This window comes from Streptomyces sp. NPDC006134 (assembly GCF_040628835.1).
Lineage (GTDB): Bacteria > Actinomycetota > Actinomycetes > Streptomycetales > Streptomycetaceae > Streptomyces.
In genome coordinates this window covers 80622-107102 of the sequence record NZ_JBEXTV010000029.1, presented here as the reverse complement: position 1 = coordinate 107102, position 26481 = coordinate 80622, and the positions used below count along the sequence as shown (strand labels likewise).

Below are 26481 nucleotides of genomic sequence, written 5' to 3'. Positions count from 1 at the left end.
GGGGCCCCGCGCCCGCCCCCCCCCCGCGCCCCCCCCCCGCCGTCTCGTCCGTGCCTGCGCCTACCGCTCCTCGTCGTCGTCCCCTCCCGGGAACAGCGGGTTCTCCGATTCCTCCGCCGTCGGCGACGGAGTCGTCGGCGTGACCGACGCGGTCGGCGTCGGCGTCCGGCTCGGCGGCTCGGTCGTCGGCGTCTCGGTGGGCGACTCGGAGGTCGGCGGCGCGGAGGTGGGCTCCTCGGTCGTCGGCTCCTCGGTGGGCGTCGGGGTCGGCGTCGGCGTCGGCGTCACCGTCCGGGTCGGCTGGACCGCCGCGCCCTGCTTGGTCTCCAGGTCGAACCGGCTGACCCCGTCCAGCACGCCGAAGGTGTACGCCGCCCAGATCCGCGCCGGGAAACCGCCGCCGCTGATGCGCTTCTCGCCGGCCACGCCGTGCAGCGTGACCTGCGGGTGCGGCGGCTCGGGGTCCTCGCCGAACAGGCCGACGGAGGTGACCAGGTCCGGGGTGTAGCCGGTGAACCAGGCCGACTTGTTGTTGTCGGACGTGCCGGTCTTGCCGGCGACCTGCCGGCCGCCGCGCAGCGGGTTGTCCCGCACGGACTTCTGGGCGGTGCCGTCGTCGACCACGCCGGTCAGCACGGAGGTGACCGTGTCGGCGGCCTCCCGGCTGATGACCTGCTCGCCGACCGGGTCGGGGAACTCCACCTTGCGGGAGTTGTGCTCGACCGACTTCACGACGGCCGGGGTGACCTTCTTGCCGTGGTTGTCGAGGGTGGCGTAGACCCCGGCCATCTCCAGCGGGCTCGCGCCCATCGAGCCCAGGGTCTGCGCGGGCACCGCCTCCATGCCCTCGGTCTCCATGCCGAGCTTGCCGGCGACCTCCACCACCTTGTCCATGCCGACGTCGACGCCCATCTGCGCGAAGACGGAGTTGACGGACTGGTTCATCGCCTCCTGGACGGTGACGTCGCCGTAGTCCTGGTCGTCCTCGTTCTCGGGGGCGAATCCGACGCGGCGGCCGTGGTCGACGACCGGGCGCTTGCTGGTGCCGTCGTAGACCGTGTTCGCCGTGATCGGCGTGCCGTCCTGGGTGGTGGCGTCCTCCTCGACGGCGGCGGCCAGGATGACCGGCTTGAAGGTGGAGGCGGGCTGGTAGTCGTCGCGGGTGGCGTTGTTGGTGAAGTGCTTCAGGTAGTCGGTGCCGCCGTACATCGCGACGACCGCGCCGGTCTTCGGATCGACGGAGACCGCGCCCGCCTGGACGTTGGCGTCGGCCTTGTTCCCCTCGGGGTCCAGCTCGCTGGTGAGCTGCGTCTTGACGGACCGCTCCAGCGCCGCCTGCTTCTTCTTGTCGATGTTGAGGGTGATGGTCCAGCCGCCGGCCTCGACCATGGCCTGGGCCTGCTTCATGTCCTCGGCGCTGCCCTGCGCGACCAGCTGCCGCTCCAGCGCGGCGTTGGCCGCGTTCACCAGGTAGCCGGTCTGGCCGCCCATCCCGGGGGCGGGCCTGGGCTCCTTCGGCACCGGGAACTTCATGGCCCGGCGCTCGGCCGCGTCCAGCCAGTGCTGCTCGACCATGTTGTCCAGGACGTAGTTCCACCGCTCCTGGACCAGCCGCTTGCCGGTGTCGGAGGCGATCGCCCAGTCGTACTGGTTCGGCGCCTGGAGCAGGGCCGCCAGGTAGGCGCCCTGCTCGACGGTGAGGTCCTCGGCGTCGACGTGGTAGTAGGCCTGGGCGGCAGCCTGGATGCCGTAGGCGCCGCGGCCGTAGTAGCTGGTGTTGATGTACCCGGCGAGGATGTAGTCCTTGGACTTCTCGCGGTCCAGCTTCAGAGAGATGACCAGTTCCTTCAGCTTGCGCGAGACGGTCTGGTCCTGGGTGAGGTAGTAGTTCTTGACGTACTGCTGGGTGATCGTGGAACCACCCTGCGCGCCCTTGCCGGCGAGCGTGTTGAGCACACCGCGCGCGGTGCCCTTGAGGTCGACGCCGGAGTCCTTGTAGAAGGTCTTGTTCTCGGCGGCCACGAAGGTGCGCTGGACGTCCTTGGGCACCTTGGCCAGGTCGACGATCTCCCGGTTGCGCTCGCCCGTGCGGGCCATGATGCTGCCGTCGTCGTACTTGTAGACGTTGCTCTGCAGCTTGGCGTCGGCGTTCCCCTCGGGGATGCCGATCATCATGTACAGCACGATGAAGGCGCCCATGCCGAGCAGGCACAGGCCGAAGACCGTGCCGAGGATCTTCTTCCAGGTGAACAGCCGGCGTATGCCGCCCTTGCCGGCCGCGCCCGACGAGCGGCGACGCCTCGGCGCCGCGCGGCGGCCGGCGCGCTGCCGCGCTCGTCTCTCTTCCGCTCGTCCCATCGGTCCGATCCGCTCCGATTCGTTCACGTGCGCTCAGCAGTCACACAGGTTTCAGGCTCAGGTCAGCTCAGAAAGCTAACACCGTCAGATACGACAAAGGGCTCCCGATCCGGTCTTTTACGGACGTGACAATCAGCACCCGCTCCAACGGAACCGACGCGCGAGGGGGTGTGAGGGTTGTCGCAGCGGGGTAAAGTGTTATCACTTAGATAGTCGCACGCTATGCCGGAACCGCACGCGCGGCCCGCGGCACGCGACACGCGACACGCGACACGCGACAACACAAGCAGTACGAGGCAATACAAGGCAGCACAAAGCAGCACAAGACAGTACGAGGCAGCACGAGAACGGGGGACCCGCCCATGTCCACACACGAAGCCCAGGCCACCGCCGACGTCCCGGAGATGCCGGCGCCGCGCGTCCGGGAGTTCCCGGCGCACAGCATCGGCGGCGGGCTCGCCCTGCTGCTGGGCCTGGTCGGGCTGCTGGCCGGCGTCGGCCTGGCCGTCGCCGCGACGGCGGTCCCGGCGGCCGGCGCCAAGGCCGCGCTGATCGTCGCCGGCGTCCTGGTGGCCCTCGCCGCGTTCGTCGCGATGTGCGGGCTGAACATGGTCGCGCCGGGCGAGGCGCGGGTGGTCCAGCTCTTCGGGCGGTACCGCGGCACGATCCGGCAGGACGGGCTGCGCTGGGTGAACCCGTTCACCTCGCGCACCAAGATCTCCACGCGGGTGCGCAACCACGAGACCGCCGTCCTGAAGGTCAACGACGCCTACGGCAACCCGATCGAACTGGCCGCCGTCGTGGTGTGGCGGGTGGAGGACACCGCGCAGGCCACCTTCGAGGTGGACGACTACGTCGAGTTCGTCTCCACCCAGACCGAGGCGGCCGTGCGGCACATCGCCATCGAGTACCCCTACGACGCCCACGACGAGGACGGCCTGTCGCTGCGCGGCAACGCCGAGGAGATCACCGAGAAGCTCGCCGTCGAGCTGCACGCGCGCGTGGAGGCGGCCGGTGTGCAGATCATCGAGTCCCGCTTCACGCATCTCGCCTACGCTCCGGAGATCGCCTCGGCGATGCTCCAGCGCCAGCAGGCCGGGGCCGTCGTCGCGGCGCGGCGGCAGATCGTGGACGGGGCGGTCGGGATGGTCGAGGCGGCGCTCGCCCGGATCGCCCAGCAGGACATCGTGGAGCTGGACGAGGAGCGGAAGGCGGCGATGGTGTCGAACCTCATGGTGGTGCTGTGCGGGGACCGCGCCGCGCAGCCCGTCCTCAACACCGGGACGCTCTACCAGTGACCGCACCGTCCGAGGACCCCACCCCGCGGCGCCGGCCGCAGCAGCGCAAGCAGGTGCTGCTGCGGCTGGACCCGCTGGTGTACGAGGCACTGGCCCGCTGGGCGGGCGACGAGCTGCGCTCGGCCAACGCGCAGATCGAGTTCCTGCTGCGCCGGGCCCTGGCGGAGGCCGGCCGCCTGCCCGGTGGCGCCGCCCCGATCCCCCGCCGGGGACGGCCGCCCGCCGCTTCCGGGCCGCCGGACCGCCCGGCGGAACCGGAGGACTGACCGGGGCGGCGACCGGTTCCGCCACGGGCACCGGAAAAGGACCGGGCGCCCGTAGCGGAACCGTGACAAACGGCCCTGGCCTGCGCGTTCACCCCCTCCCTCCCCCTCTACACACTCCGCGTATACACACGGCGTATACACCGTGTGTAGAGTGAGCGGCATGTCCATCGGTCACACCCTCCTCGGACTCCTGGAGTCCGGGCCCCGCCACGGCTACGACCTCAAGCGGGCCTTCGACGAGAAGTTCGGCCACGACCGGCCGCTGCACTACGGACAGGTCTACTCGACCATGTCCCGCCTGCTGAAGAACGGCCTCGTGGAGGTCGACGGCATCGAGGCGGGCGACGGGCCCGAGCGCAAGCGGTACGCGATCACCGACGCCGGGATCACCGACGTCGCGCAGTGGCTCGCCACGCCCGAGAAGCCCGAGCCGTACCTCCAGTCGACCCTCTACACCAAGGTCGTCCTGGCCCTGCTCACCGACCGCGACGCGGCCGGGATCCTCGACACCCAGCGCTCGGAGCACCTGCGCAGCATGCGCATCCTCACCGACCGCAAGCGCAAGGGCGACCTGGCCGACCAGCTCGTCTGCGACCACGCCCTGTTCCACCTGGAGGCCGACCTGCGCTGGCTGGAGCTGACCGCGGCGCGACTCGACAAGCTCCGTGCGGCGGTGACCCGATGACGTTCCCCGCCGGTTCGCTGCTCGCCGCCGAAGGGCTGCGCAAGGCCTACGGGCCGACCCTGGCGCTCGACGGCGCCGAGTTCTCCATCCACCCCGGCGAGGTCGTCGCCGTCATGGGCCCCTCCGGGTCCGGCAAGTCGACGCTGCTGCACTGCCTGGCCGGGATCGTCACCCCCGACGCGGGCACGATCACCTACGACGGGCGCGAGCTGTCCGCGATGAACGACGCCCGGCGCAGCGCGCTGCGGCGCAGCGAGTTCGGGTTCGTGTTCCAGTTCGGGCAGCTCGTGCCGGAGCTGACCTGTGTGGAGAACGTCGCCCTGCCGCTGCGCCTGAACGGCACGCCCCGCAAGCAGGCCGAGCGGGCCGCCCTGTCCTGGATGGAGCGGCTGGAGGTCGACGACCTGGGCAGGAAGCGGCCCGGCGAGGTCTCCGGCGGTCAGGGACAGCGGGTCGCCGTGGCGCGGGCGCTGGTCACCGGTCCCCGGGTGCTGTTCGCCGACGAGCCGACCGGCGCGCTGGACTCCCTCAACGGCGAACGCGTGATGGAGCTGCTCACCGAGGCCGCCCGGTCGGCGGGCACCGCCGTCGTCCTGGTCACGCACGAGGCGCGGGTGGCCGCCTACTCCGACCGCGAGATCGTCGTACGGGACGGGAAGTCCCGGGACATGGAGCGCGCCATATGAGCGCCCGGCAGTGGGGCGCGGACCTGGCTTTGGGCGTCCGGTTCGCGTTCACCGGCGGGCGTGAGGGCTGGACCCGGGCGCTGCTGACGGCCGTCGGCGTGGGGCTCGGCGTGGCGCTGCTGCTGCTGACGACGGCGATCCCGAACGCGCTCGACGTCCGGCACGACCGGGAGATGGCCCGCGCGGACATCAGCTTCAGCGACGAGCGGCTCCCCGCCGGGGACGGCACCGTGGTGGTCGCCCACGCCGACACGGACTTCCGCGACAAGACCGTGCGGGGCCGCGCGCTGGAGCCCGAGGGGCCGCGGGCGCCACTGCCGCCGGGCGTGGAGAAGCTCCCGGCGGTCGGCGAGATGGTGGTCTCCCCCGCCCTGAAGGACTTCCTGGAGTCGGACTCCGGGAAACTGCTGCGCGAGCGGCTGCCGGACCGGATCGTCGGCACGATCGGCGAGAGCGGACTGGTCGGCTCGGCGGAGCTCGCCTTCTACCGGGGCGCCGAGGGGCTCGCCCCGCACGTCGACGGCGGCCGGGTGGTCCGCCTGGAGGAGTTCGGGTTCGCGGAGGCTTCCACCGAGCGGATGGACCCGGTCCTGCTCCTGCTCGTCCTGGTCGTCTTCGTGGTGCTGCTGATGCCGGTGGCCGTCTTCATCGCCGCGGCCGTCCGCTTCGGCGGCGAGCGGCGCGACCGGCGGCTGGCGGCGCTGCGGCTGGTGGGCGCCGACGGCCGGATGACCCGGCGGATCGCCGCCGGCGAGGCGCTGGCGGGCTCGGTGCTGGGCCTGGTGTTCGGCGCGGTCTTCTTCCTGATCGGGCGCCAGGCGGCGGGCCGGGCCGAGGTGTTCGACGTCAGTGTGTTCCCGAGCTACCTCGACCCCTCGCCCCTGCTGGCCCTGCTGGTCGCGGTGGCGGTCCCGGCGGCGGCCGTCCTGGTGACGCTGCTGGCGCTGCGCGGCGTGGTCATCGAACCGCTCGGCGTGGTCCGCACGGTCAGGCCCGCGCGGCGCCGGCTGTGGTGGCGGCTGCTGCTGCCGCTGGCCGGCCTCGCGATGCTCTACCCGATGATCGGCAAGGGCCGCTCCCACGGCGACTTCAACCAGTACCTCGTCGTCGGCGGCGTGATGCTGCTGCTGGTCGGCGTGACCGCGCTGCTGCCGTGGGTGGTGGAGACGGTCGTCGCCCGGCTCGGCGGCGGCGCGGTCTCCTGGCAGCTGGCCGTGCGCCGGCTCCAGCTCGGCAGCGGTACGGCGGCCCGCATGGTCAACGGCATCGCGGTGGCCGTCGCCGGGGCGATCGCGCTGCAGATGCTGTTCGCGGGCGTCGACGACGACTACACGGAGAGCACCGGCCGGGACCTGACCCGGGCGCAGATGCAGGTGGACGTGCCGGGGACGGCGCCGCTGGACGACGCCGCCGAAAAGCTGCGGCACACCGAGGGCGTGCGCGCGGTGTACGCCTACTACGAGGGGACCCTCGGCGACCGGCGCAAGGACCCGGAGCGCAGCACGTGGGCGACGGTCGGCGACTGCGCGGCCCTGCGGGAGGTCGCCGAGCTGCCGTCCTGCCGGGACGGCGACGTGTTCGCCGTCGCGGGGGCGCAGTGGGACACCGACATGCCCGAGCTCGCCGAGTCCGGCCGCACGCTGTACCTCGACCCGGCCTACGGCGGCGACCCGAAGACCACTCAGGTCGCCTGGCCGGTGCCGGGGGACCTGAAGCAGGCCCGTCCGCGGACCGGGCTGACCGGTTCCGACCGGGGCGGTTTCCTCCTCACCCGGGGGGCGCTGCCCGCCGCGGCCGTCCCGGCGCTGTCCGGGCAGGTGTACCTGGCGCTGGACGAGTCGGTGAAGGACGCGCGGGAGCACGTCCGCAACACCGCGGCGGCCATCGGCCCGCTGGCGAACGCCACGACCTGGTCGGACACCCGGCAGTCCGGTCGCTTCACCTCCATCCGCACCGGCCTGTTCGTCGGCGCCGCGTGCGTGCTGGCGCTGATCGGCGCGAGTCTGCTGGTCTCGCAGCTGGAGCAGCTGCGCGAGCGCAGGAAGCTGCTGTCGTCGCTGGTGGCGTTCGGCACGCGGCGGCGCACGCTGAGCCTGTCGGTGCTGTGGCAGACGGCCGTTCCGATCACCCTCGGCCTGCTGCTGGCCTCGGTGGTGGGGATCGCGCTGGGCACGGTGCTGCTGAAGATGACGGCCACGCCGGTGCGCGTGGACTGGGCGAGCGTGCTGGGGATGACCGGCGTCGGCGCGGCGGTCGTCCTGGTGGTGACGCTGCTCAGCCTGCCGCCGCTGCTGCGGCTGATGCGGCCGGACGGGCTGCGCACGGAGTAGCGGCCGAGGCCGGGCCGGTACGGTGCCGGCCGCGCGGGGCCCCGCGCAGGTCCCCTCCGGGCCTCAGGACCCGACGGTCCGTACCGGCAAATCGCGCAGGGCCTCGCGCAGGGCCGCCGCCAGCTCCTCGTACTCCGCGGCGCGGGCGGCGCCCGTGCGCATGGCGAGGGCGATGCGGCGGCCGGGCGCGGGGTCGGCGAAGGAGCCGGTGAGGAGCTGGCTGGAGCGGGTGGTCTCCACCCGGACGGCGGTGCGCGGCAGCAGCGTCACGCCGAGGCCGCCCGCCACCAGCTGCACCAGCGTCGACAGCCCGGCCGCCGTGGTGGTGGCCGGGACGTCCTCGCGTCCGGCCTCCCGGCAGATGTCCAGCGCCTGGTCGCGCAGGCAGTGTCCCTCGTCGAGGAGGAGCAGCTTCAGCTCGCGCAGCGCCGAACGGGATATGCCCTCGCGGCCCCCGAGCGGGTGGTCCAGGGGCGTGACGAGCACGAAGTCCTCGTCGAACAGAGGGAGCTCGGTGACGCCGGGCACGCCGAGCGGCACGGCGAGGAGCAGCAGGTCCAGCCGCCCGCCGGCCAGCCCGTCGAGCAGGCTGGCGGTCTGCTCCTCGTGGACCTGGAGGTCGAGGGCCGGGTAGCGCTCGTGGACCAGGCGCAGCACGGTCGGCAGCAGGTACGGCGCCACGGTCGGGATCACGCCGAGGCGCAGCGCGCCGGTGAACGGCGCCCGGACCGCCTCCGCCTCCTCCAGCAGCGCCCCGACCTCCGCCAGCACCGCCTTGGTCCGTACGGCGAGCCGCTCACCCGCGGTCGAGAGCAGCACCTTGCGCGTCGTACGCTCCAGGAGGGTGACACCGAGTGTCTCCTCCAGGGCGGAGACGGCGCCGGACAGGGCGGGCTGGCTCATGCCGATCGCGGCGGCGGCGTCGCGGAAGTGCAGGTGCTCGGCGACGGCCGCGAAGGCGCGGAGCTGGGCCAGGCTGGGCTGACGCTTCTTTCCCGCGGTCATTCCCACAGCCGGACCCCCAGGATTCGTACGCACATTCGCGGACACTAATAGCAACCTCCGATCAACTCGACCGAGTGTAGCTATTTCCCTAATCAATGCAGCCTGTGCCAACATCGGCGACGTCCAACCCATGGGAAACACTCGCAAACGGAGTGTTTCTTCGCTGCAAGGAGAGCGTGTGCTCACTGTCGGTGACAAGTTCCCCGAGTTCGAACTGACCGCCTGCGTCTCGCTGGAGAAGGGCAAGGAGTTCGAGACGATCAACCACAAGACCTACGAGGGCAAGTGGAAGGTCGTCTTCGCCTGGCCCAAGGACTTCACCTTCGTGTGCCCGACCGAGATCGCGGCCTTCGGCAAGCTGAACGACGAGTTCGCCGACCGCGACGCGCAGATCCTGGGCTTCTCCGGCGACTCCGAGTTCGTCCACCACGCCTGGCGCAAGGACCACCCGGACCTGACCGACCTGCCGTTCCCGATGATGGCCGACTCCAAGCACGAGCTGATGCGCGCGCTCGGCATCGAGGGCGAGGACGGCTTCGCGCAGCGCGCGGTCTTCATCGTCGACCAGAACAACGAGATCCAGTTCACCATGGTGACCGCGGGCTCCGTCGGCCGGAACCCGAAGGAGGTCCTGCGGGTCCTGGACGCCCTGCAGACCGACGAGCTGTGCCCGTGCAACTGGACCAAGGGCGACGAGACGCTCGACCCGGTCGCGCTGCTGGCCGGGGAGTGACCTGACATGTCGCTCGACTCCCTGAAGTCCGCCATACCGGACTACGCCAAGGACCTGAAGCTCAACCTGGGCTCGGTCATCGGCAACTCCGACCTGCCGGCCCAGCAGCTGTGGGGCACCGTGCTGGCGACCGCCATCGCCTCGCGCTCCCCGATCGTGCTGCGCGAGCTGGAGCCGGAGGCGAAGGCGAACCTGACGCCCGAGGCGTACACGGCCGCCAAGTCGGCCGCCGCCATCATGGCGATGAACAACGTGTTCTACCGCACCCGGCACCTGCTGTCGGACCACGAGTACGGCACCCTGCGCGCCGGTCTGCGGATGAACGTCATCGGCAACCCGGGCGTCGACAAGGTCGACTTCGAGCTGTGGTCCTTCGCGGTCTCCGCGATCAACGGCTGCGGCATGTGCCTGGACTCGCACGAGCAGGTCCTGCGCAAGGCGGGCCTGGACCGTGACACGATCCAGGAGGCCTTCAAGATCGCCGCTGTGATCCAGGCCGTGGGCGCCACGCTGGACGCCGAGGCGGTCCTCGCCGAGTAGTCGTTCCCGCCCCGCGGGACACACACGAGACCCCGCTCACCTCACCGGTGAGCGGGGTCTCGTGTGTGTCCGCCCGCACGGCTCACCGGGGCGGCGTCTCCTGCGGTCCCGGCGCCTCGGGTTCGGCGGGCGGGGCGTCCGCCGCCGGGGCGGCGTCCGTCGCCGTGGCGCCGTGCGGCTTCGGGGTCTGGCGCAGGGCGGCCTCACGGGAGTACGCCCGCAGATAGCCGGCGACGGTGTTCGTCACCGCGACCAGCGGTACGGCGACCACCGCGCCGCCGATGCCGGCCACCATGCCGCCGGCGGAGACCGAGAGCACCACCGCCAGCGGGTGGACCCGCACCGCGCGCCCCAGGATGAACGGCTGGAGGATGTGCCCCTCGATCTGCTGCACCGCCAGGACGACGACGAGGGTCATGACGGCGGTGAAGACGCCCTGGGTGACCAGCGCGACGACGACCGCGAGCGCGCCCGAGACCACCGCGCCGACCAGCGGGACGAACGCGAACAGGAAGATGAACACGGCCAGCGGCACGGCCATCGGCACGTCCAGGAAGTAGATGCCGAGGCCGATGAAGATGGCGTCGATCAGGGCCACTATCACCGTGCCGCGGACGTACGCGGTGAGCGTGCGCCAGGCGCGCGGGCCGGCACCGGCCACGCCCGGCCGGGCCGCCGCCGGCACCAGCTTCAGCGTCCACTCCCAGATGCGCTTGCCGTCGTAGAGCAGGAACAGCGTGGAGAAGACCGCCAGCAGCAGCCCGGTCAGCGCCTCGACGACGACCGTGACGCCCTCCAGGCCCACCGAGGTGATCTGCTCGGTGTTGGCGCCGACCGCCTCGCGCAGGTTCTTGGCGATCTCGTTGATCTGCTTGTCCGTCACATGGAACGGGCTGTCCAGCAGCCAGCGGCGCAACTCGTCGATGCCGTCCTGGACCTGGTCGGAGAGGGTGTCGATGTTCTCCATGACCTGCCAGGTCACGAACCAGCCGATCAGCCCCATCACGACGAAGCCGAGGAACGCCGTCAGGGCCGTGGCCGGCCCGCGCGGCACCCCCGCCCGCCGCAGCCGCGCCACCGTCGGCTGGAGCACCGCCGTCATCAGCAGCGCGGCCACGAAGGCCAGCACGACCAGTTGCACGGCGCTGATCACCCGCATCAGCACCCACAGGGTGCCCGCGAGCACCAGCAGGCGCCAGCCGGCCTCCGCCGCGACCCGCACGCCCCACGGCACGGCCTGCGCGGGGTCGGGCCGGGGCCGGACCGCGGGAGCGTAGTCCGGGGGCGGCGGGACGTGCTCGGCGTACGCCGTGGCGGAGTGGGCGGACGATCCGGGTCCGGTGTCCTCCGCCTCCGCCTCGGCCCGGCGTTGATCGATCCGCCGGCTCATCTCCGTCAGCCCGGCACCGAGCCGGCCCAGCCACCCTGGCACTCGCGACATGATCCGTCCTCTTCCCCCGTCTCTCCGCACCACTCCCCCCTGGAGTCGTCGGGTCCGACCGTACAGGGCGAAAGCCCCCCGCCGTAGGACGGCGAGGGGCTGCGCGGGGTTGAGCGGCCGTGGGCCGGGCGGCTCAGTACCAGTGGTTGGCCTGCCAGAACGACCAGGCGTCGCAGGGGCTGCCGTACCGCTCGTTCATGTAGTTCAGGCCCCACTTGATCTGGGTGGCCGGATTGGTCTGCCAGTCGGCGCCGGCGGAGGCGTACTTGCCGGCGGGCAGGGCCTGGAAGAGACCGTAGGCGCCGGAGGAAGGGTTGACCGCCTTGTAGTTCCAGCTCGACTCGTGGTTCACGATGTTGCTGAAGCACTGGAACTGGCCGCCCGGCACCATCTGACGCGCCATCGCCTGGATCTGCGCGACGGAGTACGAGCTCTGGACGGCGAAGGTGGTGGCGTCGCGGGTGGCGCTGCGGCTGGCGGCTTCCTTCTTCTCCCGCTCGCGCTCCGCCGCCTCCTTGGCCGCCTTCTCCTTCTCGGCGGCCTCCTTCTTCGCGATGGCGGTCTCGGCGGCCGCCTTGCGGGCCGCCTCCTCGGCTTCCTTCCTGGCGCTCGCGTCCGCCGCGATGGCCTGTGCGTCGGCCTGCTGCGTCAGGGACGCGGTCTGCACCTGGGCCTGCTGTCCCGCGGGGATGTCCGCGAGCAGCGTCGTGCCCGCAGCCGTCGTCGCTTCCGCGTCGTTGTTCTGCGCGGTGCTGCCCGAGGCAACGCCGACGACGCTTCCGACAGCGGTGACCGCCGTGGCCGAGGCCACTGCGAATCCCCGGACCGAGATCCGGCTCACACGGTTTCCTTCCAGCATCGCCCGCCTCGGTGACCCTGGCGGACGCAATCGTGCCCCTGGCACTGGCCTCCCCAACTACGGGGTCACGGGAGGCGCGGGCCCGGTAGGCAACTCCCCTTCCGGGAGCGCCGCGTGGTGCTCGGGCGGCATACGACATCGCTATGGAGTTGATGCTCTGCGTGTGGCGCCGTACCGCTGGGGGCACAGCTGTGTCGTATGCGGGGCCTGACAGGAGTGAGACTCTGCCGTAACCCGACGCCGTGAGGCAATTCCGCGTTGCGTGGGAAAGCTCACATCCCGTTTGCCCCTGGGGATTCACGGAAAGCGGTACGCGCGAAGGCGCCGCCCGGCTAGGCTCTACGCCTTTCCGGACGGCGCCAACTGCTACGCAACCGGCCCTCGATGAGCCCCTTTCGCAGATTTCTCGGGCTTCTCGGGCCTCTCTGGACTCTCGGGCTTCTCAGGCTCCTCGGGGTTTTTCCCGGATTCTTCTCAGATCTGCCCGTCTTCCAGCATTTCGGTCACAAGGGCCGCGATCTGGGACCTCTCGGACCGGGTCAGCGTGACGTGGGCGAACAGCGGATGCCCCTTCAGCTTCTCGACGACGGCGACGACCCCGTCGTACCGGCCGACCCGGAGGTTGTCCCGCTGGGCCACGTCGTGGGTCAGCACGACCCGCGAGTTGGCGCCGATCCGGGACAGCACGGTCAGCAGGACGTTCCGTTCCAGGGACTGGGCCTCGTCCACGATGACGAACGCGTCGTGCAGGGAGCGGCCGCGGATGTGGGTGAGCGGGAGCACCTCCAGCATCCCGCGGGCGGTGACCTCCTCGATGACCTCCCGGCTGGTGACCGCCGACAGGGTGTCGAAGACGGCCTGCGCCCAGGGGCTCATCTTCTCCGCCTCGGTGCCGGGGAGGTAGCCGAGCTCCTGCCCGCCGACCGCGTACAGCGGACGGAACACCATGATCTTCTCGTGCTGACGGCGCTCCAGCACCGCCTCCAGGCCCGCGCACAGCGCCAGCGCCGACTTGCCGGTGCCGGCCCGGCCGCCCATCGAGACGATCCCGACCTCCGGGTCGAGGAGCAGGTCGAGCGCGATCCGCTGCTCGGCGCTGCGCCCCTTGACGCCGAACGCCTCCCGGTCGCCGCGCACCAGGCGGACCATGCCGTCGGGCGTGACCCGGCCCAGCGCCCGGCCGCGCTCGGAGTGGATGGTCAGACCGGTGTGCACGGGCAGGTCCGCGGCCTCGGGGACGTGGAGGTGCCCTTCCTCGAAGAGGATGTCCACCTGCTCACCGGAGAGGGTGAGTTCGGCCATGCCGGTCCAGCCGGAGGCGTCCGTGATGGCGAGCTCGGCGCGGTACTCCTCGGCGAGCAGCCCGACGGAGGACGCCTTGATCCTGAGCGGGAGGTCCTTCGACACGACGGTGACGTCGAACCCCTCGGCCTGCAGGTTGCGGGCGACCGCGAGGATGCGGGAGTCGTTGTCCCCCAGGCGGTAGCCGGTGGGCAGGACGCTGGGGTCCGAGTGGTTGAGCTCGACGCGGAGCGTTCCGCCGAGGTCCCCGGTCGGGACGGGGGCGTCGAGGCGTCCGTACCGGACCCGGTAGTCGTCGAGCAGGCGCAGGGCCTGCCGGGCGAAGTAGCCGAGTTCGGGATGGTGCCGCTTGGCCTCCAGCTCCGTGACCACGACGACCGGGAGCACGACCTCGTGCTCGTCGAAGCGGTTCAGGGCGTTCGGGTCGGCCAGCAGGACGCTGGTGTCGAGGACATAGGTGCGCCGGTCTGGCTTGTGGCGCTTTGTGCTGGTCACCACGGAAGGACGTACCCCCTCGGATGAGGTCGGGGAGCGACGAGAGCGAGCTGGACCGGTCGACGGCCGCGATGCACGGGCCGGGGACCGGCCCTGTCGCCTCTTCGTCCGTGTGGTGACACACGGTCGGGCTGGTGCAAAGGGCCTCCCGGGCGGACGGCCCCGTGCCGCCCGCTGAGATCCGACACCCGTGGTTCGGGTGTCGACCTGCCTGGGTTATGCCCTCGAACCGGCGCGGCCATGCCACGGCATATGACGGCGCGCCGGTGAACTCCTCGTGAAACGGGGCGGGTCCGCGCCGGCCGGGCACCCTCCACGCCGACCGGGCGCCCTCCGCGCCGGGGCGTGCCGGGCGGTCCGCTCCCGCCGGGCGGGCTCACCGGCCGTTTTCCCGGGCGGGCGCGCCGGCCATTTCGTAGGGCGGGCGCGCCGGCCGTTTCCCAGGCGGGTGCGGTCAGCCGCCGTACCGGCGGTGGCGGGCGGCGTAGTCGCGCAGGGCGCGCAGGAAGTCGACCTTGCGGAAGGCGGGCCAGAAGACGTCGCAGAAGTAGTACTCGGAGTGCGCCGTCTGCCAGAGCATGAAGCCGGACAGCCGCTGCTCGCCGCTGGTGCGGATGACGAGGTCCGGGTCGGGCTGGTCGCTGGTGTAGAGGTGCCGGCCGATCATGTCGATGTCCACGGCCTCGGCGAGCTCCTCGACCGAGGTGCCCTTGCCGGCGGCGTCCAGCAGCATGGAGCGGACCGCGTCGGCGATCTCCTGACGTCCGCCGTAGCCGATGGCGACGTTGACGAGTATCCCGTCGACGTGCGCGGTGGCCTCCTCTGCTTCCTTCAGGGTGGTCTGCATCTGCGCCGGCAGCAGGTCGAGCGCGCCGACGTGGTGCACGCGCCAGCGGCCGTCGGCGGCCAGTGAGCGGACGACGTCCTCGATGATCCCGAGCAGCGGGACCAGTTCTTCCTGCGGCCGGTCGAAGTTGTCGGTCGACAGCAGCCAGAGGGTGACGACCTCGACGTCCGTCTCGGCGCACCAGCCGAGGAACTCCTCGATCTTGTCCGCGCCGGCCCGGTGGCCCTGGGCGGTGGTGGAGCCGGCGGCCTTCGCCCAGCGGCGGTTGCCGTCCATGATGACGCCGATGTGCTTGGGCACCTGTGCGTGGTCCAGGTGGCCTTCCACCCGGCGTGCGTACAGCCGGACCAGCAGGCTGCGCAGTGTGTCGCGCAGGTTCACGTGATTGTCAGCCCCTCCGTACGGATCGGACAGGCGCGGCGTCGGCCCAGGCGCGGCCGAGGGCGGTCTCTGTCCGTATGGCGGTCCCCCGAAGGCGAAGCCTACCGCTGCGGGAGACGAGGGGGCGCGGCCGGGGCGGCGCGGGGAGGGCGGGGAAGCCGTTGTCCGGGGTGGCGTGGGGAGGACGGGGAGGCCGCTGACCGGGGAGAAACGGGAAGCGGGCGGACAGAGAGAGGGGGAAGAAAAAACGGGCCGGTCCGTGGGGGGGAGACGGACCGGCCCGAGGGGGGGCTTCCACCATAACCCTTCGTAAGTGATGCTGCGTGCATCGGCGGGCAACAACTACTCTCCGGAACCATCCGGCGACGCCACGCTCGCCGCGGAAGCTGCGATTCACAGCGGGAACATGGCCGAAAGACAGCGGATTCCCAGGGCATCGGCAGGAAATACGGGGGTATTCGAAGGTGTCTGGCGTCAACCGGGGGCATTCGGAAACATCTGGAGCCATCGGTGCGCCGGAAGCCCGCCTGATGCGCCTACGCGCCCGTTACCCCCGCCCGGGTGACCCGAGCGGCACGCGCCCCCTTGACCGGGACCAGCCGGGGCCGACTGAGGCCGACCGGGGCCGACGAGGGGGGTGCGGCACCGCGCAGCCCCCTCCACTGCGCGGTACCCCTCGCGCAGCTTTGCTGACGCGAATGCATTGGTCTGAACTTATGCGATCACGAAGGCCAGGGGGAGCCGCATGCCATAACGATGTGGAAACTGTGCAAGGCTTCGGCGGGTGCTTCGGCACCGGTTGCCCTTGTTTGCCGCACTCCTTCCCGGGGTGCGGCCGAGGGCCCGGGCCGCAGAGGTCCGCGGACCTCGCCCGGCGTGCGCCGGCAGCCGACGGCGGTGCCTGGCAACTGTCGGCAGTCCCCGGCAGCCGACGGCGGTCTCCGGCAGCCGACGGCGGATGAGGACGGGATCTGACCTCTTTCCCTCCTACCGTCCCTCCATGAAGACAACCGCGAGGATCACCTGGGCCGCGGCGAGCGCGCGGCGGCTCGAACGGCAGTTCCTGGCCATCTCTCCCGCGGCACCCGGAGCGCCGCTCGCCGACGTGGTCGGCGCGATGCTCGCCGCGCACGCGCAGGTGCTGTCGGCGGCCGAGGTGTCCGTCGGGGTCCGGGCGGACGCCGGGGTGACCCGGGCGGACGTACGGGCCGCACTGTGGGGCGCGGAGCGCTCACTGGTGAAGACGTACGGCCCGCGCGGAACCGTGCATCTGCTGCCCGCCCGGGATCTGCCGCTGTGGTGCGCCGCGCTGCCCGCGGTGCCCACCGGTCCGCCCCTGCCCCCGCCCGGCGCGCGGCTGACCGGGGAGCGGGCCGGGCAGGTGGTGACGGCGATCGGCGAGGCCCTCGACGGCGTGCACCTGACCATCGACGAGCTGGGCGAGGAGGTCGTCGCCCGCACCGGTCCCTGGGCGGGCGACCCGGTGATGCCGGCCTTCCAGGGCATGTGGCCGCGCTGGCGGCAGGTGATGCACCGGGCGGGCCAGGCGGGCGCGCTGTGCTTCGGCCCGAACCGCGGCCGCAAGGTGACGTACACCCGCCCGCCGCACTTCGTCCCGCTGCCGCCCGAGCGGGCACTGCGCACCCTCGTACGCCGCTACCTGCACGCCTACGGCCCCGCCGCCCCGCACCACTTCGCCAAGTGGCTGGCGGCGCCGGCCGGCTGGGCCACGCGTCTGTTCGGCGAGCTGGCCGCGGCGGGTGAGATCGAGGAGGTCCTCTTCGAGGGCGCGCCGGCCTGGGTGGTGGACGGGGACACGGACTTCCCGGAGGAACCGGCGCGGGGGGTGCGGCTGCTGCCGTACTTCGACGCGTACGCCATCGCCGCCCAGCCGCGCGAGCTGCTGTTCCCCGGGGCCGCCCGGCAGCGGGCCCTGGCACGCGGGCAGGCGGGCAACTTCCCGGTGCTGCTGGTGGACGGCGTGGTGGCGGGGGTCTGGCACCAGCGGCGCCGGGGACGGCGTACGACCGTCACGGTGGAGCCGCTCGGGCGCCTGACGGCGCGGCAGGAGAGGGAGCTGGGCGAGCGGGCGGCCCGCGTGGGGGCCGTGCTGGAGGCGGAGGCGGAGCTGGTGGTGGGGGAGGTGACGGTGGGCCCGCACGCGTGAGCCCGCCGGCCGGTCAGCAGCTGGTCACCGGCCGGGCTTGCGTGCCTCGAAGAGCTGCCGGGCGCTGTACGCGACGAAGGGGCCCTCGGACTCGATCCGCTCGTGCAGGGCGCGGAGCCGGGGCTCGTACGCCTCGACGGTGAAGTCCGGCACCATCCAGACCACCTTGCGCAGGAAGTGGACGACGGCGCCGATGTCGTGGAACTCCATCCGCAGCCGCTCCGCCCGCAGGTCGACGATCTCCAGCCCGGCGGCCTCGGCGGCGGCGCGCTCGCGGTCGGGGTGGCGGGCGGTGCGGTTCTCCTCCGGCAGGGGCCCGAGGAAGTACTCGACGAGCTCGAAGACGCTGGCCGGGCCCACGTGCTGGGCGAAGTAGGTGCCGCCCGGCTCCAGGACGCGGGCGATCTCCGTCCAGTGGGGCTCGACGGGGTGCCGGCTCACGACCAGGTCGAACGCCTCGTCCGCGAAGGGGAACGGGGCGTCCTCGGGCGAGGCGACGACCGCGACACCGTGCGGGCGGAGCAGGGTGGTGGCCTTGGCGACGTTCGGCGGCCAGCCCTCGGTGGCGACGACGAGCCGGGGACGGCGCGGGGCGGCGCCGAGCGCGAAGTCGAGCACCTCCCCTCCCCCGGTCTGCGCGTCCAGCACGGCCTGCGCGCCGCCCAGCCGGCCGGCCATCGACCGCGCGTATCCCCAGGAGGGCCGCGCCTCGGTGGCCCGCCCCTCGAACCAGGAGAAGTCCCAGCCCTCGGTGGGGGCGGCGACGGCCTCGGCCACCAGGTCCTCGTAGGTGCGGGGCGGGTGGGGAGGCATGGCATGTGCTCCTTGCGCAGTGGTCGGGGCGGGCGGGCCCGGCGACGAGGTCCGTTCGGTTCAGGCGGGGGCGGCGGCCGTGGAGACGCCGCCCTCCCGGAAGCAGTTCTCCCACAGCCGGAGCGCGTCGAGGGCGGTCTCGTCGGCGATGCGGGTGACGGCACGCCGGCGTTCGGGTGCCGGCTGCGGGCGGAACACGGCGCCGAGTGGGGTCATGGAGTGTTCCTACCTGGGGTAGGGGATGCGCGCAACGGGTTTTGGGGCGGGCGGCGGTACGTGGGGGTGGAGGGCTCGGGCATGGGACAGGTGGGGCGTATGGGGCGGCGGTGGTCCGACGGGCGGGGCGTGCTGATCGTGCGCGGAGAAGCCGGAGCAGCGCCGGTGCGCGTGCCGCTGGAGATCGCCGCGTCCTACCGTGCCCGGCGGAAGGGGCTGCTGGGCCGGGACTCCGTCGACGGGGCGATGCTCCTGTCCCCTGCCAACAGTGTGCACACCTTCCGCATGCGGTTCCCCATCGACGTGGCCTACCTGGACCGGCACCTCACCGTCGTCGCGGTACGGACCATGCGGCCGGGCCGCCTGGGGCTGCCGCGTGTCCGTGCCCGGCATGTGCTGGAGGCGGAGGCCGGGGCGATGGAGGGGTGGGGCGTGCGGGCCGGGAGGCAGGTGGAAGTGGAAGAGGAAGAGGAACGGAAGCCGGACGGGGAGGAGGCGTCCGGCTAGGGAGCCGGCGCTTCTCCCCGCTCGCTGTCACAGGGGTCCGGAGACGATCCGGACGAGGGCCCCCGTGGTGGTTCCTGTGAGGGTGTCGGCGGTGGTCCCTGCGGTGGTGGCGCATCGGCCGGTATACGCCTTGACCGAGGGCATGGACCGGTGAACGGTCATGTGGGCGACCGGTGGGACCGGTCGCCCGCGCGGTGCCCCGCCGGTGCCGCGACCGGTCGTCCAGTCAGGGGGGACCTTCGTGAGACCGTTGACGATCCTCTTCGCGCCGGAGAGCGCGTACGGCCCGACGAACAACTGCGTCGGGATGGGCGACGTACTGCGCCGCCGGGGACACCGGGTGGTGTTCGCCGCGGAGGCGTCCTGGAAGGGCAGGCTCACCGGGCTCGGCTTCGAGGAGGAACTGATCGACCTGGCGCCGCCGCCGGACCGGCCGCAGGAGGCGGGGCAGTTCTGGAAGGAGTTCGTGCGCGACACCGCACCGGAGTTCAGGAAGCCGACGATCGAGCAGCTGGGGACCTGGGTGCGGCCCGTCCGGGAGGAACTGGTCTCCGGCGCCCGGTACTGCGAGCCGCAGCTCAGGGAGATCGTCGAGCGGGTCCGGCCGGACGTGATCGTCGAGGACAACGTCGTCTGCTTCCCCGCGCTCACCACGGCGGGCGCGCCGTTCGTGCGGGTCGTCTCGTGCAACCCGCTGGAGCTGAAGGGGGACGGCGTCCCCCCGCCCTTCTCCGGCTACCCGGCCGACGACCGCACCGGCTGGGCGGAGTTCCGTGCCGAGTACGACCGTACCCACCGGGAGCTGTGGACCGGGTTCGACGACTGGGTCGTCGAACAGGGCGCACGGCCGCTGCCCGACCTGGAGTTCATCCACGAAGGCGACCTGAACCTCTACGTCTACCCGGAGATCGCCGACTACACCGGCGCCCGGCCGCTGGGTCCCGCCTGGCACCGGCTGGACTCCTCGGTGCGCGAGACCGACGAGGCGTTCACGCTGCCGGCGGCGCTCGCCGGGCGTGCCACCGACGCGGAGGAGAGCGCGCTGATCTATTTCAGCCTCGGCTCGCTCGGCTCCGCCGACGTGGACCTCATGCGCCGGATCATCGCCTCGCTGGCCCGTACCCCGCACCGCTACATCGTCTCCAAGGGGCCGCTGCACGAGGAGATCGAGCTGCCGCCGAACATGTGGGGAGCCGAGTTCGTCCCGCAGACGCGGATCCTGCCGCTGGTCGACCTCGTCATCACCCATGGCGGCAACAACACCGTCACCGAGTGCTTCCACTTCGGCAGGCCGATGGTGCTCCTCCCGCTGTTCTGGGACCAGTACGACAACGCCCAGCGGGTCGCCGAGCTGGGCTTCGGCGTCCGGCTCGACCCCTACCGCTGCACCGACGCCCAGCTGCACGGTGCCGTGTCCGGCCTGCTCGACGACGTCCGGGCGCGCACCGCCCTGGCCGAGGCCGCCCGGACCATCCGGGCCCGTGACGGGCTGCGCACCGCCGCCAGGCTGATCGAGCGGGCGGCGGCGCGCTGACGTACGGCTTCCCATCCGGCCGTCTCTGGGCCGCCCCGAGCCGATCGGAGGGCGGTCCGGCCGACGGCCTGGGCGCTGACGTCCTCGTCGGGCCCGCGGGGTCAGCGGTTCATGGCCAGGGGCATTGGGTGAAGACGATCGGTCCCGTCCGTGACGGTTATCGGTGCCGCCCCGCCAATCCTCCTGACAGACCGGTTTGTTGTCCCGGATGCGAGTGCAGACACAAAGCCGGTGATCATGTGAGTGTCGAAGTCGCATGGGTACCGAGCGAGAATCTTCGGGCTCCTCCGGAATAGTCCCATATCAGCGGAATGACAAGGAAAGCGTGACTGGAAGCACAGATCAGTGGCGGGTAGCCTCGCAAGGTCAACCTGAAGGACGCTTGCCCCGCTGGAACCACCGGGGCATCCACACGGGGGCGTAATGGGAGACCACTTCAAGGTAGAAGTTCAAGATCTGGACCAGCTCCTCAAGCACTTGCACGAAAGTCAGGAAGAGATGCGCAAGGCTCTGAGTGCTTTGAAAGAAGTAGGGCCGAAGAGCACAGGAAGCGAGGCGCTGGACAATTCCTGTGACGAATTCCATGACAGCTGGGACAGCGCGATCAAAAAGATCGCTGACGGCACGGAAAAGATCGAAGAGAAACTCAGGCTGACGAAAAGCAACTACGAAGCCACCGAGCAGGCCATCAGAGAGGCGATGCAAAAGGGCGCTGCTCAACAGCCGACCCCCTCGCCATCCCCACAGGCCCGCCCTGCTGCAGGAGCACGATGAGCGCTCAAGATTTCCCCGCTATCGGCTTTGATCCGGCACCCGGACGTTTGGAAAGCGTCGAAGACCTCACGGACAAGCTGACAAAGGCCGCAACCAGCCTGGAGAACGCACACGCCACACTGACCAGTATCAGCAAGGGCGGCAAGTCCTGGGAGGGAAAGGCCGCGAGTGCGTTCAGCGAGAAAGTCGGCGACCTGCCGAAATACCTCGGCGACAGTCGCGATGCACTGCGTTCGGCACAAGGTCAACTCTCACTCTGGCAATCCAAGCTCGCCGAGTACAAGCAAAAGGCAAAACAATACGAAGCTGAAGCCAGGATCGCCAAGGAGAAGGCGAAGGAGCGCGAGAAAGCCCAGGATCAGGCAACCGCCGCATACAATCAAGCAGCAAACGATCCAGCTTTCCGCTTGAGTGGCCAGTACTACACAAACCAGGCCGACCTCAACAACGCCCAGGCGAAGATTGATGCTGCCAATAGTCGACTGAAGCAAGCCGGGGTCGATCTCGATTCGGCATCTAGGCAGCTGGATGCCGCACGTGCCCAGTTCGAGGAGATCGTCAAGAAGGCCGAAGAGCTGCTAGAGCACCACCAAAGCGACGCCCGGGCCATCGCGGACAAGCTTACGAAGGCGAACGCAAAAGCACCGGACTCTGGCTTCTTCGAGGGGCTTGCCGATGCGTTTACCCGGCTCGGGCACAACATCCAGAACTGGTGCACGGAGCATGCCGACTTGCTGAAGAAGATCGGCGACATCCTCAGCACGGTATCCGGCGCGTTGGCCGTTGCTTCGCTGCTGACGATGTGGTGCCCTCCGCTCTCTGGCGCTCTTGCTCTCGCCGGAGGAGTCACCGCGCTTGGTGCACTGGGCGCTCATGGTGCGGCAAAACTGGGCGGAGCCGACGTAAGCTGGACGAGCCTCGGAATGGATGCGGTTTCCGCTATTCCAGGAGGAAAATTCATCGCCATTGGCGCCACGGGGAAAATCGGCAAGGCTTTCAATGCAGTAAAAGCAGACGCCGCCATCACCGGCGGACTAAAATTTACACTCACTGGCAAGCTGCCGGTCCAGGGTGCTTCAAAGTTGGCAAACATGATGCAGAAGAGTGAGATGCTTTCGTTTGCCAGAACCCCCTTGAGTAGAGTCACCAGCACTCTCGACAATCTACCGATGAAACCCCAGGAGTGGTGGTACCGCGGTTCTTGGGCCGGCATCACCGGAGTGGGCACAGCCCTGAAGGTGCCAGGTCTCCTCGACTCCGACCCGCCGGCGGCAGGGAGGTAGACCGTGACAGAAACAGCAACGGAGTTTGACGCCGGGTCACCTGCGTCGATCCAGTGGCAGATCCCCAAGGAGTTCTACTCACTGGGCTTGGAGTTGGAAGCAGCCGAGCGTTCCGCCTATCTCGACTCAATGGCTGCCGAAATCTGGGCTAACGGCACGGACTACCAACGAGAGACCGTCGCATACTGGTACAAGGAAATTGCAGAAGCCGCTGCGGACGACGGCGCTCTGGAAGCAGCATTTTGCATGCTTCGCACGGAAGAAGGCAGGGTCACGACTGCAACCTTGTCCGTCATGGCTGAGCCCATCGCTTCACCTGGTGATGCGCAGACCGTGATAGCTGGACTCGTTGAAGCACTTTCAAACGATCCGCTGAACGAGGTCATGGAGGTCAATGCCGAGAGCGGCCCTGCGGTGCTCACACTTTCCGGGATGCACATGACTGCCCGGCAAGGAGTCGAGGATTCCGTGGCGCCAGTGACCCTCGAATTGGCGCAGGCAACAGTTTACGTTCCATGCCTGCCGGTATCACAGTTGGTGGTACTGACGCTCACTACGCCGAGCATCCAGGATTTTCCCGACTACGTCGGTGTGCTTGCGCGTGTCACAGACTCGGTCAAGGTGAACATGGAGCAAAAGCCGGCTGGCCCCGCCCAGCGCCGACCAACAGATGCCCATCCCAGCACGCTGAGTGTGCGCGATGTTTTCGGGTGACTTCGATGACCTCCTTGCCGCCGCCAGACCAGCTCGTCGCGGAACGCAGGTCCAAGACCTCGCTGTTGTTTCAGCTGATTCTGCAGTGGATCTATCTTCCCGTATGGGGAGCCTTCGCCGTAGCACTCGGGCTTGTCGTCGCTGCGGCGTCAGCCGGCCTCAATCCTCCACTGCGATGGTTCAACCCGTGGCTCGGCACTCTGTCATGGCGCCGCTTCCGCGCCGAATGGCTCTGGGACGCCGCACTCTGGGACGCGTACGCGCAGGAGAAAATCCGTAAGAAGATCGCCCGCGCCCAGGGCAACCACGGGCTGTACAAGGGCAAGGACAACCCGGACGGCAGTTACGAACTCTCCGTCACGGTCCCTGCCCGGCACTTCCGTGGTATCGGCCCGGAGCGCGCCATGGCCATCGCGGCGTCCGAGGGCTGGTCCGCGGAGCTGAAGAGTGGCGGGCGGGACCAGTGGAACCCGGGGGCTCTCCGCCTCTCCCGCATCGTGCGACCGCACACAGGCTGAAATGCCGGCTGTTTCGTGAACTCCAGGTATGCGCGGGGTACATGCCGTCAGTCGGGTCCGCAGGCTGAGGGCGCGCTGCGCCAAGGCCCTGTGCAGGCCAGTGCGGCGGCCGGGTGGACAGGGCGAGGCGCGAGCGCCCGGTGCGCCTCCCGGCCGCCCGCTTCAGGTCACCCTCCGAGGTAGGCCCGGGCGCCCTGCCTCGGCAGGACCGCCCACATCCGCGTGCCGCCGGCCGGTTCCCGTGCGTCCCCGAAGCCCCAGTCGCCCTCACAGGCGCGGACCACGCAGGCCAGCACCCGCAGGGCCGCGCGGCGGCGGGCCTCGCAGGCGGCGGCGAGGCGGGGGTGGGTGTGCCGGGGATGGCCGTCGTAGAGGATCACGCGCAGGGCCGCGTCCCGGTAGCGGAGGGAGACGTACACCTCGGCCGTGGGTGTCAGGCGGCAGGCGCAGCCGACCAGTTCGCCCACGACCTGCACGGCCGCGTCCGTGACGTCCTCCAGGCCGTGGGCCCGGAGGATCGTGCGTGTCGCGCTGCGCGCGATCGCCGGGCTGTGGAGGCCGGCGGGGAGGGTGAGGCTGTAGGAGAGGGCTTCGGGAGCCGGGGGTGCGGGCGGCGGGTCGAGCGGGGTCGGGGCCGGGCAGGTGGTCACGGTTCCGGACATGGCGATCCCTTGGTCGGGGGGTGGGCTGGTGTCCGACCGGTGGCTCGTCTCCCTGACGCGGGCCGCCCCTCCCAGGGAAGGAGAGTGCGGGCAGGCTCGCGCGATGCGCTTCCGGGTCGGTGGCGGGTCGTGGTCGACCCATCACCGACAGTAGAGCATCGGGAGTACGTGTACTACCTGTTTGCCGAAACGGTGTCGCGCATGGTGGATCGGCCACCGGCATGACGGCAGACTGAGGCCGTCAGAGAATCGGACGGGGAGGGAACATGGCGCCGAGAAGCGCCCCGACAGAGCGCCAACGACGCCTCGGTGCCGAGTTGCGCAAGCTGCGGCTGGCGGCCGGGATGACCACCGAGCACGCTGCCGGGCTGCTCGGCGTACCCCGTACGAACGTGCCCAACATGGAGTCCGGGCGCTCGGGCATCAGCCCGGAGCGGGTACGCACCTTGGCGGCCAACTACGGCTGTACCGACCAAGCCCTCGTCGATGCCCTGGCATCCATGGCCTCCGAACGCGACAAGGGCTGGTGGGAGTCCTACAGGGGACAACTGCCCGACCCGTTCCTGGACATCGCCGAGATGGAGTGGCATGCCCGGCGGGTACGCATCATCGTGAGCGTGCACCTGCCCGGATTGCTGCAGACCGAAGAGCACGCTCGCGCGGTCTTCGAGGCGGTCATCCCCCGGCTCGCCCCGGCAGACGTGGAAGTACGCGTCGCGCATCGGCTGGACCGGCAGCAGGTACTCGAACGCACGCCCCCACCGGACCTGGACGTCATCGTCCACGAGGCCGCGCTGCGGATGGAGTTCGGAGGGCCGGCCGTGGCACGGCGGCAGTTGGAGCACCTGCTGCTGATGTCGGGCCGGGAAGCCGTGACGATCCGCGTCATTCCGTTCAAGGCGGGCGGCTTTCCCGGAGCAGGACAGTCCGTCCTCTACGCCGAGGGAGCCGTACCTCAACTCGACACAGTCGAACTCGACAGCACACACGGCCCGGAGTTCATCCACGCCGAGACGCAGCTCCACAAGTACCGAGCCCATCTCGACGCTGCGAACGGTGTGGCACTCGAGCCGGACGCCTCCCGGGACTTCATCCGCACCCTCGTCAGCGATCTGTAGGAGACGTTCACCATGTCTGACATCGCCTGGGAAGAGCCCTTCTGCGGCGAGGGAGCCAACTGCTTCCGCATAGGCACCGACGACGAAGGCAACGCCTACATCGCCGTCGCCGGGCAGGAGGACCACCACCTCACCGACAGCCGCGAAGCCCTGGCCGCCCTCATCCGGGAGATCAAGGCCGGGAAGGCCGACCATCTGCTGTAGAGCCGCGCACGCGGGCTTCTGCTCGCCGTCGGCCGGAGTTCGGCCTCAGCGGTTCAGATCCATGACCCCGACGCCGAGGCCCTCGTAGGCCTGCGGCGCGACGGTGGCCACCAGTGCCCCTTCGGGGTGCACCGGATTCGGCAGTGCCGCGTGGACGGCGGCCGCGACGCCGAAGGGGACGCCGGTCCGGCACAGGTCCGCGACGGTCACGGCCAGGGCGTAGTCGTCGTCGATCACCCGCAGCACATCCGGCAGCACGCCCGCATGAGCGACGACTCCGGGACGCTCGCGCTCGGCCTCCAGAAGGCAGAGCACGGGCGCCCACAGGCGGACGTCGTCACTGGCCGCCGCGGCATGGATCAGGCCGGACACCTGCTTGTTCCCGCCCATCGCCAGGAGTGTGGGACTGTCGAGAACGTAGTGTTCGGCCGCGTTCACCGGCCGGGCTCCCCCTCCGCGAGTGCGGCCCGGTAGGCGGCGGTGGCCTCGCGCATCTTCCGCCGCATCTCCGCGGACTCCTCGTCCGTCACATAGTGCCCGAACCGCTCCGCGAGCAGGGAGCGCGTGCGATCGGCCCGTTCCTTGATCTGCTCGGGCGTCAGGGTCTGAGCGGCTATCTCCTGCATGAGGGCCCGGAGACTGGTCCCCCGCGCCTCCGCCACGGCCGCGAGCTGATCACGGACTTCTGCGGGCACGCGGATCATGACATCGGACATACCGCGAGTATACGTTACGTATACGCCCG

At 70.5% G+C, this 26481-nt stretch carries 26 protein-coding genes and 1 pseudogene; 16 read left to right on the top strand and 11 right to left on the bottom strand.

From position 1 onward, the window contains the following. Positions 1–60: 60 nt before the first annotated feature. Positions 61–2358 (bottom strand): transglycosylase domain-containing protein, encoded by a 2298-nt coding sequence (locus ABZ340_RS20450; RefSeq protein WP_358783196.1) that lies wholly within the window; start codon positions 2356–2358, stop codon positions 61–63. A gap of 362 nt (positions 2359–2720) precedes the next feature. Between ABZ340_RS20450 and ABZ340_RS20445 the strand changes: the two genes are divergently transcribed. From ABZ340_RS20445 to ABZ340_RS20425, 5 genes are all read left to right on the top strand, one after another. Further along, entirely contained in the window at positions 2721–3656 is a 936-nt protein-coding gene (locus tag ABZ340_RS20445) for an SPFH domain-containing protein (RefSeq protein ID WP_358783195.1), read from the top strand. Continuing rightward, positions 3653–3922, top strand: a complete 270-nt coding sequence (locus tag ABZ340_RS20440) for a hypothetical protein (protein WP_358783194.1) — start codon at positions 3653–3655, stop codon at positions 3920–3922. Before ABZ340_RS20445 ends, ABZ340_RS20440 begins: the two co-directional genes overlap by 4 nt. Positions 3923–4082: 160 nt before the next feature. After that, the gene (locus ABZ340_RS20435; protein WP_358783193.1) at positions 4083–4607 is read left to right on the top strand and encodes a PadR family transcriptional regulator; all 525 of its coding nucleotides are present in this window, start codon (positions 4083–4085) and stop codon (positions 4605–4607) included. Continuing rightward, on the top strand, positions 4604–5293 hold the full coding sequence (locus ABZ340_RS20430; protein ID WP_358783192.1) for an ABC transporter ATP-binding protein: 690 nt from the start codon (positions 4604–4606) through the stop codon (positions 5291–5293). Before ABZ340_RS20435 ends, ABZ340_RS20430 begins: the two co-directional genes overlap by 4 nt. Then, positions 5290–7623 carry an FtsX-like permease family protein gene (locus tag ABZ340_RS20425; RefSeq protein WP_358783191.1) on the top strand — a complete coding sequence of 778 codons (2334 nt, stop codon included), beginning with the start codon at positions 5290–5292 and terminating at the stop codon, positions 7621–7623. The genes ABZ340_RS20430 and ABZ340_RS20425 overlap by 4 nt, the downstream gene beginning before the upstream one ends. Positions 7624–7686: 63 nt before the next feature. On the opposite strand, the gene ABZ340_RS20420 is transcribed toward ABZ340_RS20425, so the two are convergent. Further along, complete coding sequence (locus ABZ340_RS20420) at positions 7687–8628, bottom strand: LysR substrate-binding domain-containing protein (RefSeq protein ID WP_358783190.1); 942 nt, start codon at positions 8626–8628, stop codon at positions 7687–7689. 178 nt (positions 8629–8806) lie between these two features. Between ABZ340_RS20420 and ABZ340_RS20415 the strand changes: the two genes are divergently transcribed. Further along, positions 8807–9361, top strand: a complete 555-nt coding sequence (locus ABZ340_RS20415) for a peroxiredoxin (RefSeq protein WP_358783189.1) — start codon at positions 8807–8809, stop codon at positions 9359–9361. 6 nt (positions 9362–9367) lie between these two features. Beyond that, complete coding sequence (locus tag ABZ340_RS20410) at positions 9368–9901, top strand: alkyl hydroperoxide reductase (protein WP_188183888.1); 534 nt, start codon at positions 9368–9370, stop codon at positions 9899–9901. 82 nt (positions 9902–9983) lie between these two features. Here ABZ340_RS20410 and ABZ340_RS20405 read toward each other — a convergent pair whose 3' ends face one another. The 4 genes from ABZ340_RS20405 to ABZ340_RS20390 form a co-directional block, all read right to left on the bottom strand. Further along, positions 9984–11342 (bottom strand): AI-2E family transporter, encoded by a 1359-nt coding sequence (locus ABZ340_RS20405; RefSeq protein ID WP_358783188.1) that lies wholly within the window; start codon positions 11340–11342, stop codon positions 9984–9986. A 133-nt stretch (positions 11343–11475) separates the two neighbouring features. Further along, on the bottom strand, positions 11476–12183 hold the full coding sequence (locus ABZ340_RS20400) for a transglycosylase SLT domain-containing protein (RefSeq protein WP_358783187.1): 708 nt from the start codon (positions 12181–12183) through the stop codon (positions 11476–11478). 492 nt (positions 12184–12675) lie between these two features. Further along, positions 12676–14001 carry a PhoH family protein gene (locus ABZ340_RS20395; RefSeq protein WP_358783186.1) on the bottom strand — a complete coding sequence of 442 codons (1326 nt, stop codon included), beginning with the start codon at positions 13999–14001 and terminating at the stop codon, positions 12676–12678. A gap of 451 nt (positions 14002–14452) precedes the next feature. Next, positions 14453–15226, bottom strand: a complete 774-nt coding sequence (locus tag ABZ340_RS20390; RefSeq protein ID WP_358783185.1) for an isoprenyl transferase — start codon at positions 15224–15226, stop codon at positions 14453–14455. A 1000-nt stretch (positions 15227–16226) separates the two neighbouring features. Between ABZ340_RS20390 and ABZ340_RS20385 the strand changes: the two genes are divergently transcribed. Beyond that, a complete protein-coding gene (locus ABZ340_RS20385) occupies positions 16227–17393 on the top strand; it encodes a winged helix DNA-binding domain-containing protein (RefSeq protein ID WP_358783184.1) in 1167 nt (388 codons plus the stop codon). A gap of 24 nt (positions 17394–17417) precedes the next feature. On the opposite strand, the gene ABZ340_RS20380 is transcribed toward ABZ340_RS20385, so the two are convergent. Both ABZ340_RS20380 and ABZ340_RS20375 read right to left on the bottom strand, forming a co-directional pair. Then, entirely contained in the window at positions 17418–18206 is a 789-nt protein-coding gene (locus ABZ340_RS20380; protein ID WP_358783183.1) for a class I SAM-dependent methyltransferase, read from the bottom strand. A gap of 63 nt (positions 18207–18269) precedes the next feature. Then, positions 18270–18422 (bottom strand): annotated as a pseudogene (locus ABZ340_RS20375) (LLM class flavin-dependent oxidoreductase); the annotation flags it as partial. Positions 18423–18521: 99 nt separating this feature from the next. Here ABZ340_RS20375 and ABZ340_RS20370 point away from each other — a divergent pair. From ABZ340_RS20370 to ABZ340_RS20345, 6 genes are all read left to right on the top strand, one after another. Next, on the top strand, positions 18522–18929 hold the full coding sequence (locus ABZ340_RS20370; protein WP_358783203.1) for a DUF192 domain-containing protein: 408 nt from the start codon (positions 18522–18524) through the stop codon (positions 18927–18929). A 241-nt stretch (positions 18930–19170) separates the two neighbouring features. Then, the gene (locus tag ABZ340_RS20365) at positions 19171–20463 is read left to right on the top strand and encodes a nucleotide disphospho-sugar-binding domain-containing protein (protein ID WP_358783182.1); all 1293 of its coding nucleotides are present in this window, start codon (positions 19171–19173) and stop codon (positions 20461–20463) included. 423 nt (positions 20464–20886) lie between these two features. After that, the gene (locus tag ABZ340_RS20360) at positions 20887–21237 is read left to right on the top strand and encodes a type VII secretion target (protein WP_358783181.1); all 351 of its coding nucleotides are present in this window, start codon (positions 20887–20889) and stop codon (positions 21235–21237) included. After that, positions 21234–22520: a putative T7SS-secreted protein gene (locus tag ABZ340_RS20355; protein ID WP_358783180.1), complete on the top strand. Its 1287-nt coding sequence runs from the start codon at positions 21234–21236 to the stop codon at positions 22518–22520. Before ABZ340_RS20360 ends, ABZ340_RS20355 begins: the two co-directional genes overlap by 4 nt. A 3-nt stretch (positions 22521–22523) precedes the next feature. Further along, complete coding sequence (locus tag ABZ340_RS20350; protein WP_358783179.1) at positions 22524–23234, top strand: hypothetical protein; 711 nt, start codon at positions 22524–22526, stop codon at positions 23232–23234. A gap of 5 nt (positions 23235–23239) precedes the next feature. Continuing rightward, complete coding sequence (locus ABZ340_RS20345) at positions 23240–23752, top strand: hypothetical protein (RefSeq protein ID WP_358783178.1); 513 nt, start codon at positions 23240–23242, stop codon at positions 23750–23752. Between the two features lie 167 nt (positions 23753–23919). Here the strand turns inward: ABZ340_RS20345 and ABZ340_RS20340 are convergent, their stop codons facing one another. Continuing rightward, complete coding sequence (locus tag ABZ340_RS20340; protein ID WP_358783177.1) at positions 23920–24414, bottom strand: ATP-binding protein; 495 nt, start codon at positions 24412–24414, stop codon at positions 23920–23922. Positions 24415–24680: 266 nt separating this feature from the next. Between ABZ340_RS20340 and ABZ340_RS20335 the strand changes: the two genes are divergently transcribed. Next, positions 24681–25532, top strand: coding sequence for a helix-turn-helix transcriptional regulator (locus ABZ340_RS20335; protein ID WP_358783176.1), 852 nt, complete (start codon positions 24681–24683; stop codon positions 25530–25532). A gap of 12 nt (positions 25533–25544) precedes the next feature. Continuing rightward, positions 25545–25736 (top strand): hypothetical protein, encoded by a 192-nt coding sequence (locus ABZ340_RS20330; RefSeq protein ID WP_358783175.1) that lies wholly within the window; start codon positions 25545–25547, stop codon positions 25734–25736. Positions 25737–25781: 45 nt separating this feature from the next. On the opposite strand, the gene ABZ340_RS20325 is transcribed toward ABZ340_RS20330, so the two are convergent. Both ABZ340_RS20325 and ABZ340_RS20320 read right to left on the bottom strand, forming a co-directional pair. Further along, positions 25782–26174, bottom strand: coding sequence for a hypothetical protein (locus tag ABZ340_RS20325; RefSeq protein ID WP_358783174.1), 393 nt, complete (start codon positions 26172–26174; stop codon positions 25782–25784). Beyond that, positions 26171–26452, bottom strand: coding sequence for an Arc family DNA-binding protein (locus ABZ340_RS20320; protein ID WP_358783173.1), 282 nt, complete (start codon positions 26450–26452; stop codon positions 26171–26173). The genes ABZ340_RS20325 and ABZ340_RS20320 overlap by 4 nt, the downstream gene beginning before the upstream one ends. Positions 26453–26481 lie beyond the last annotated feature (29 nt).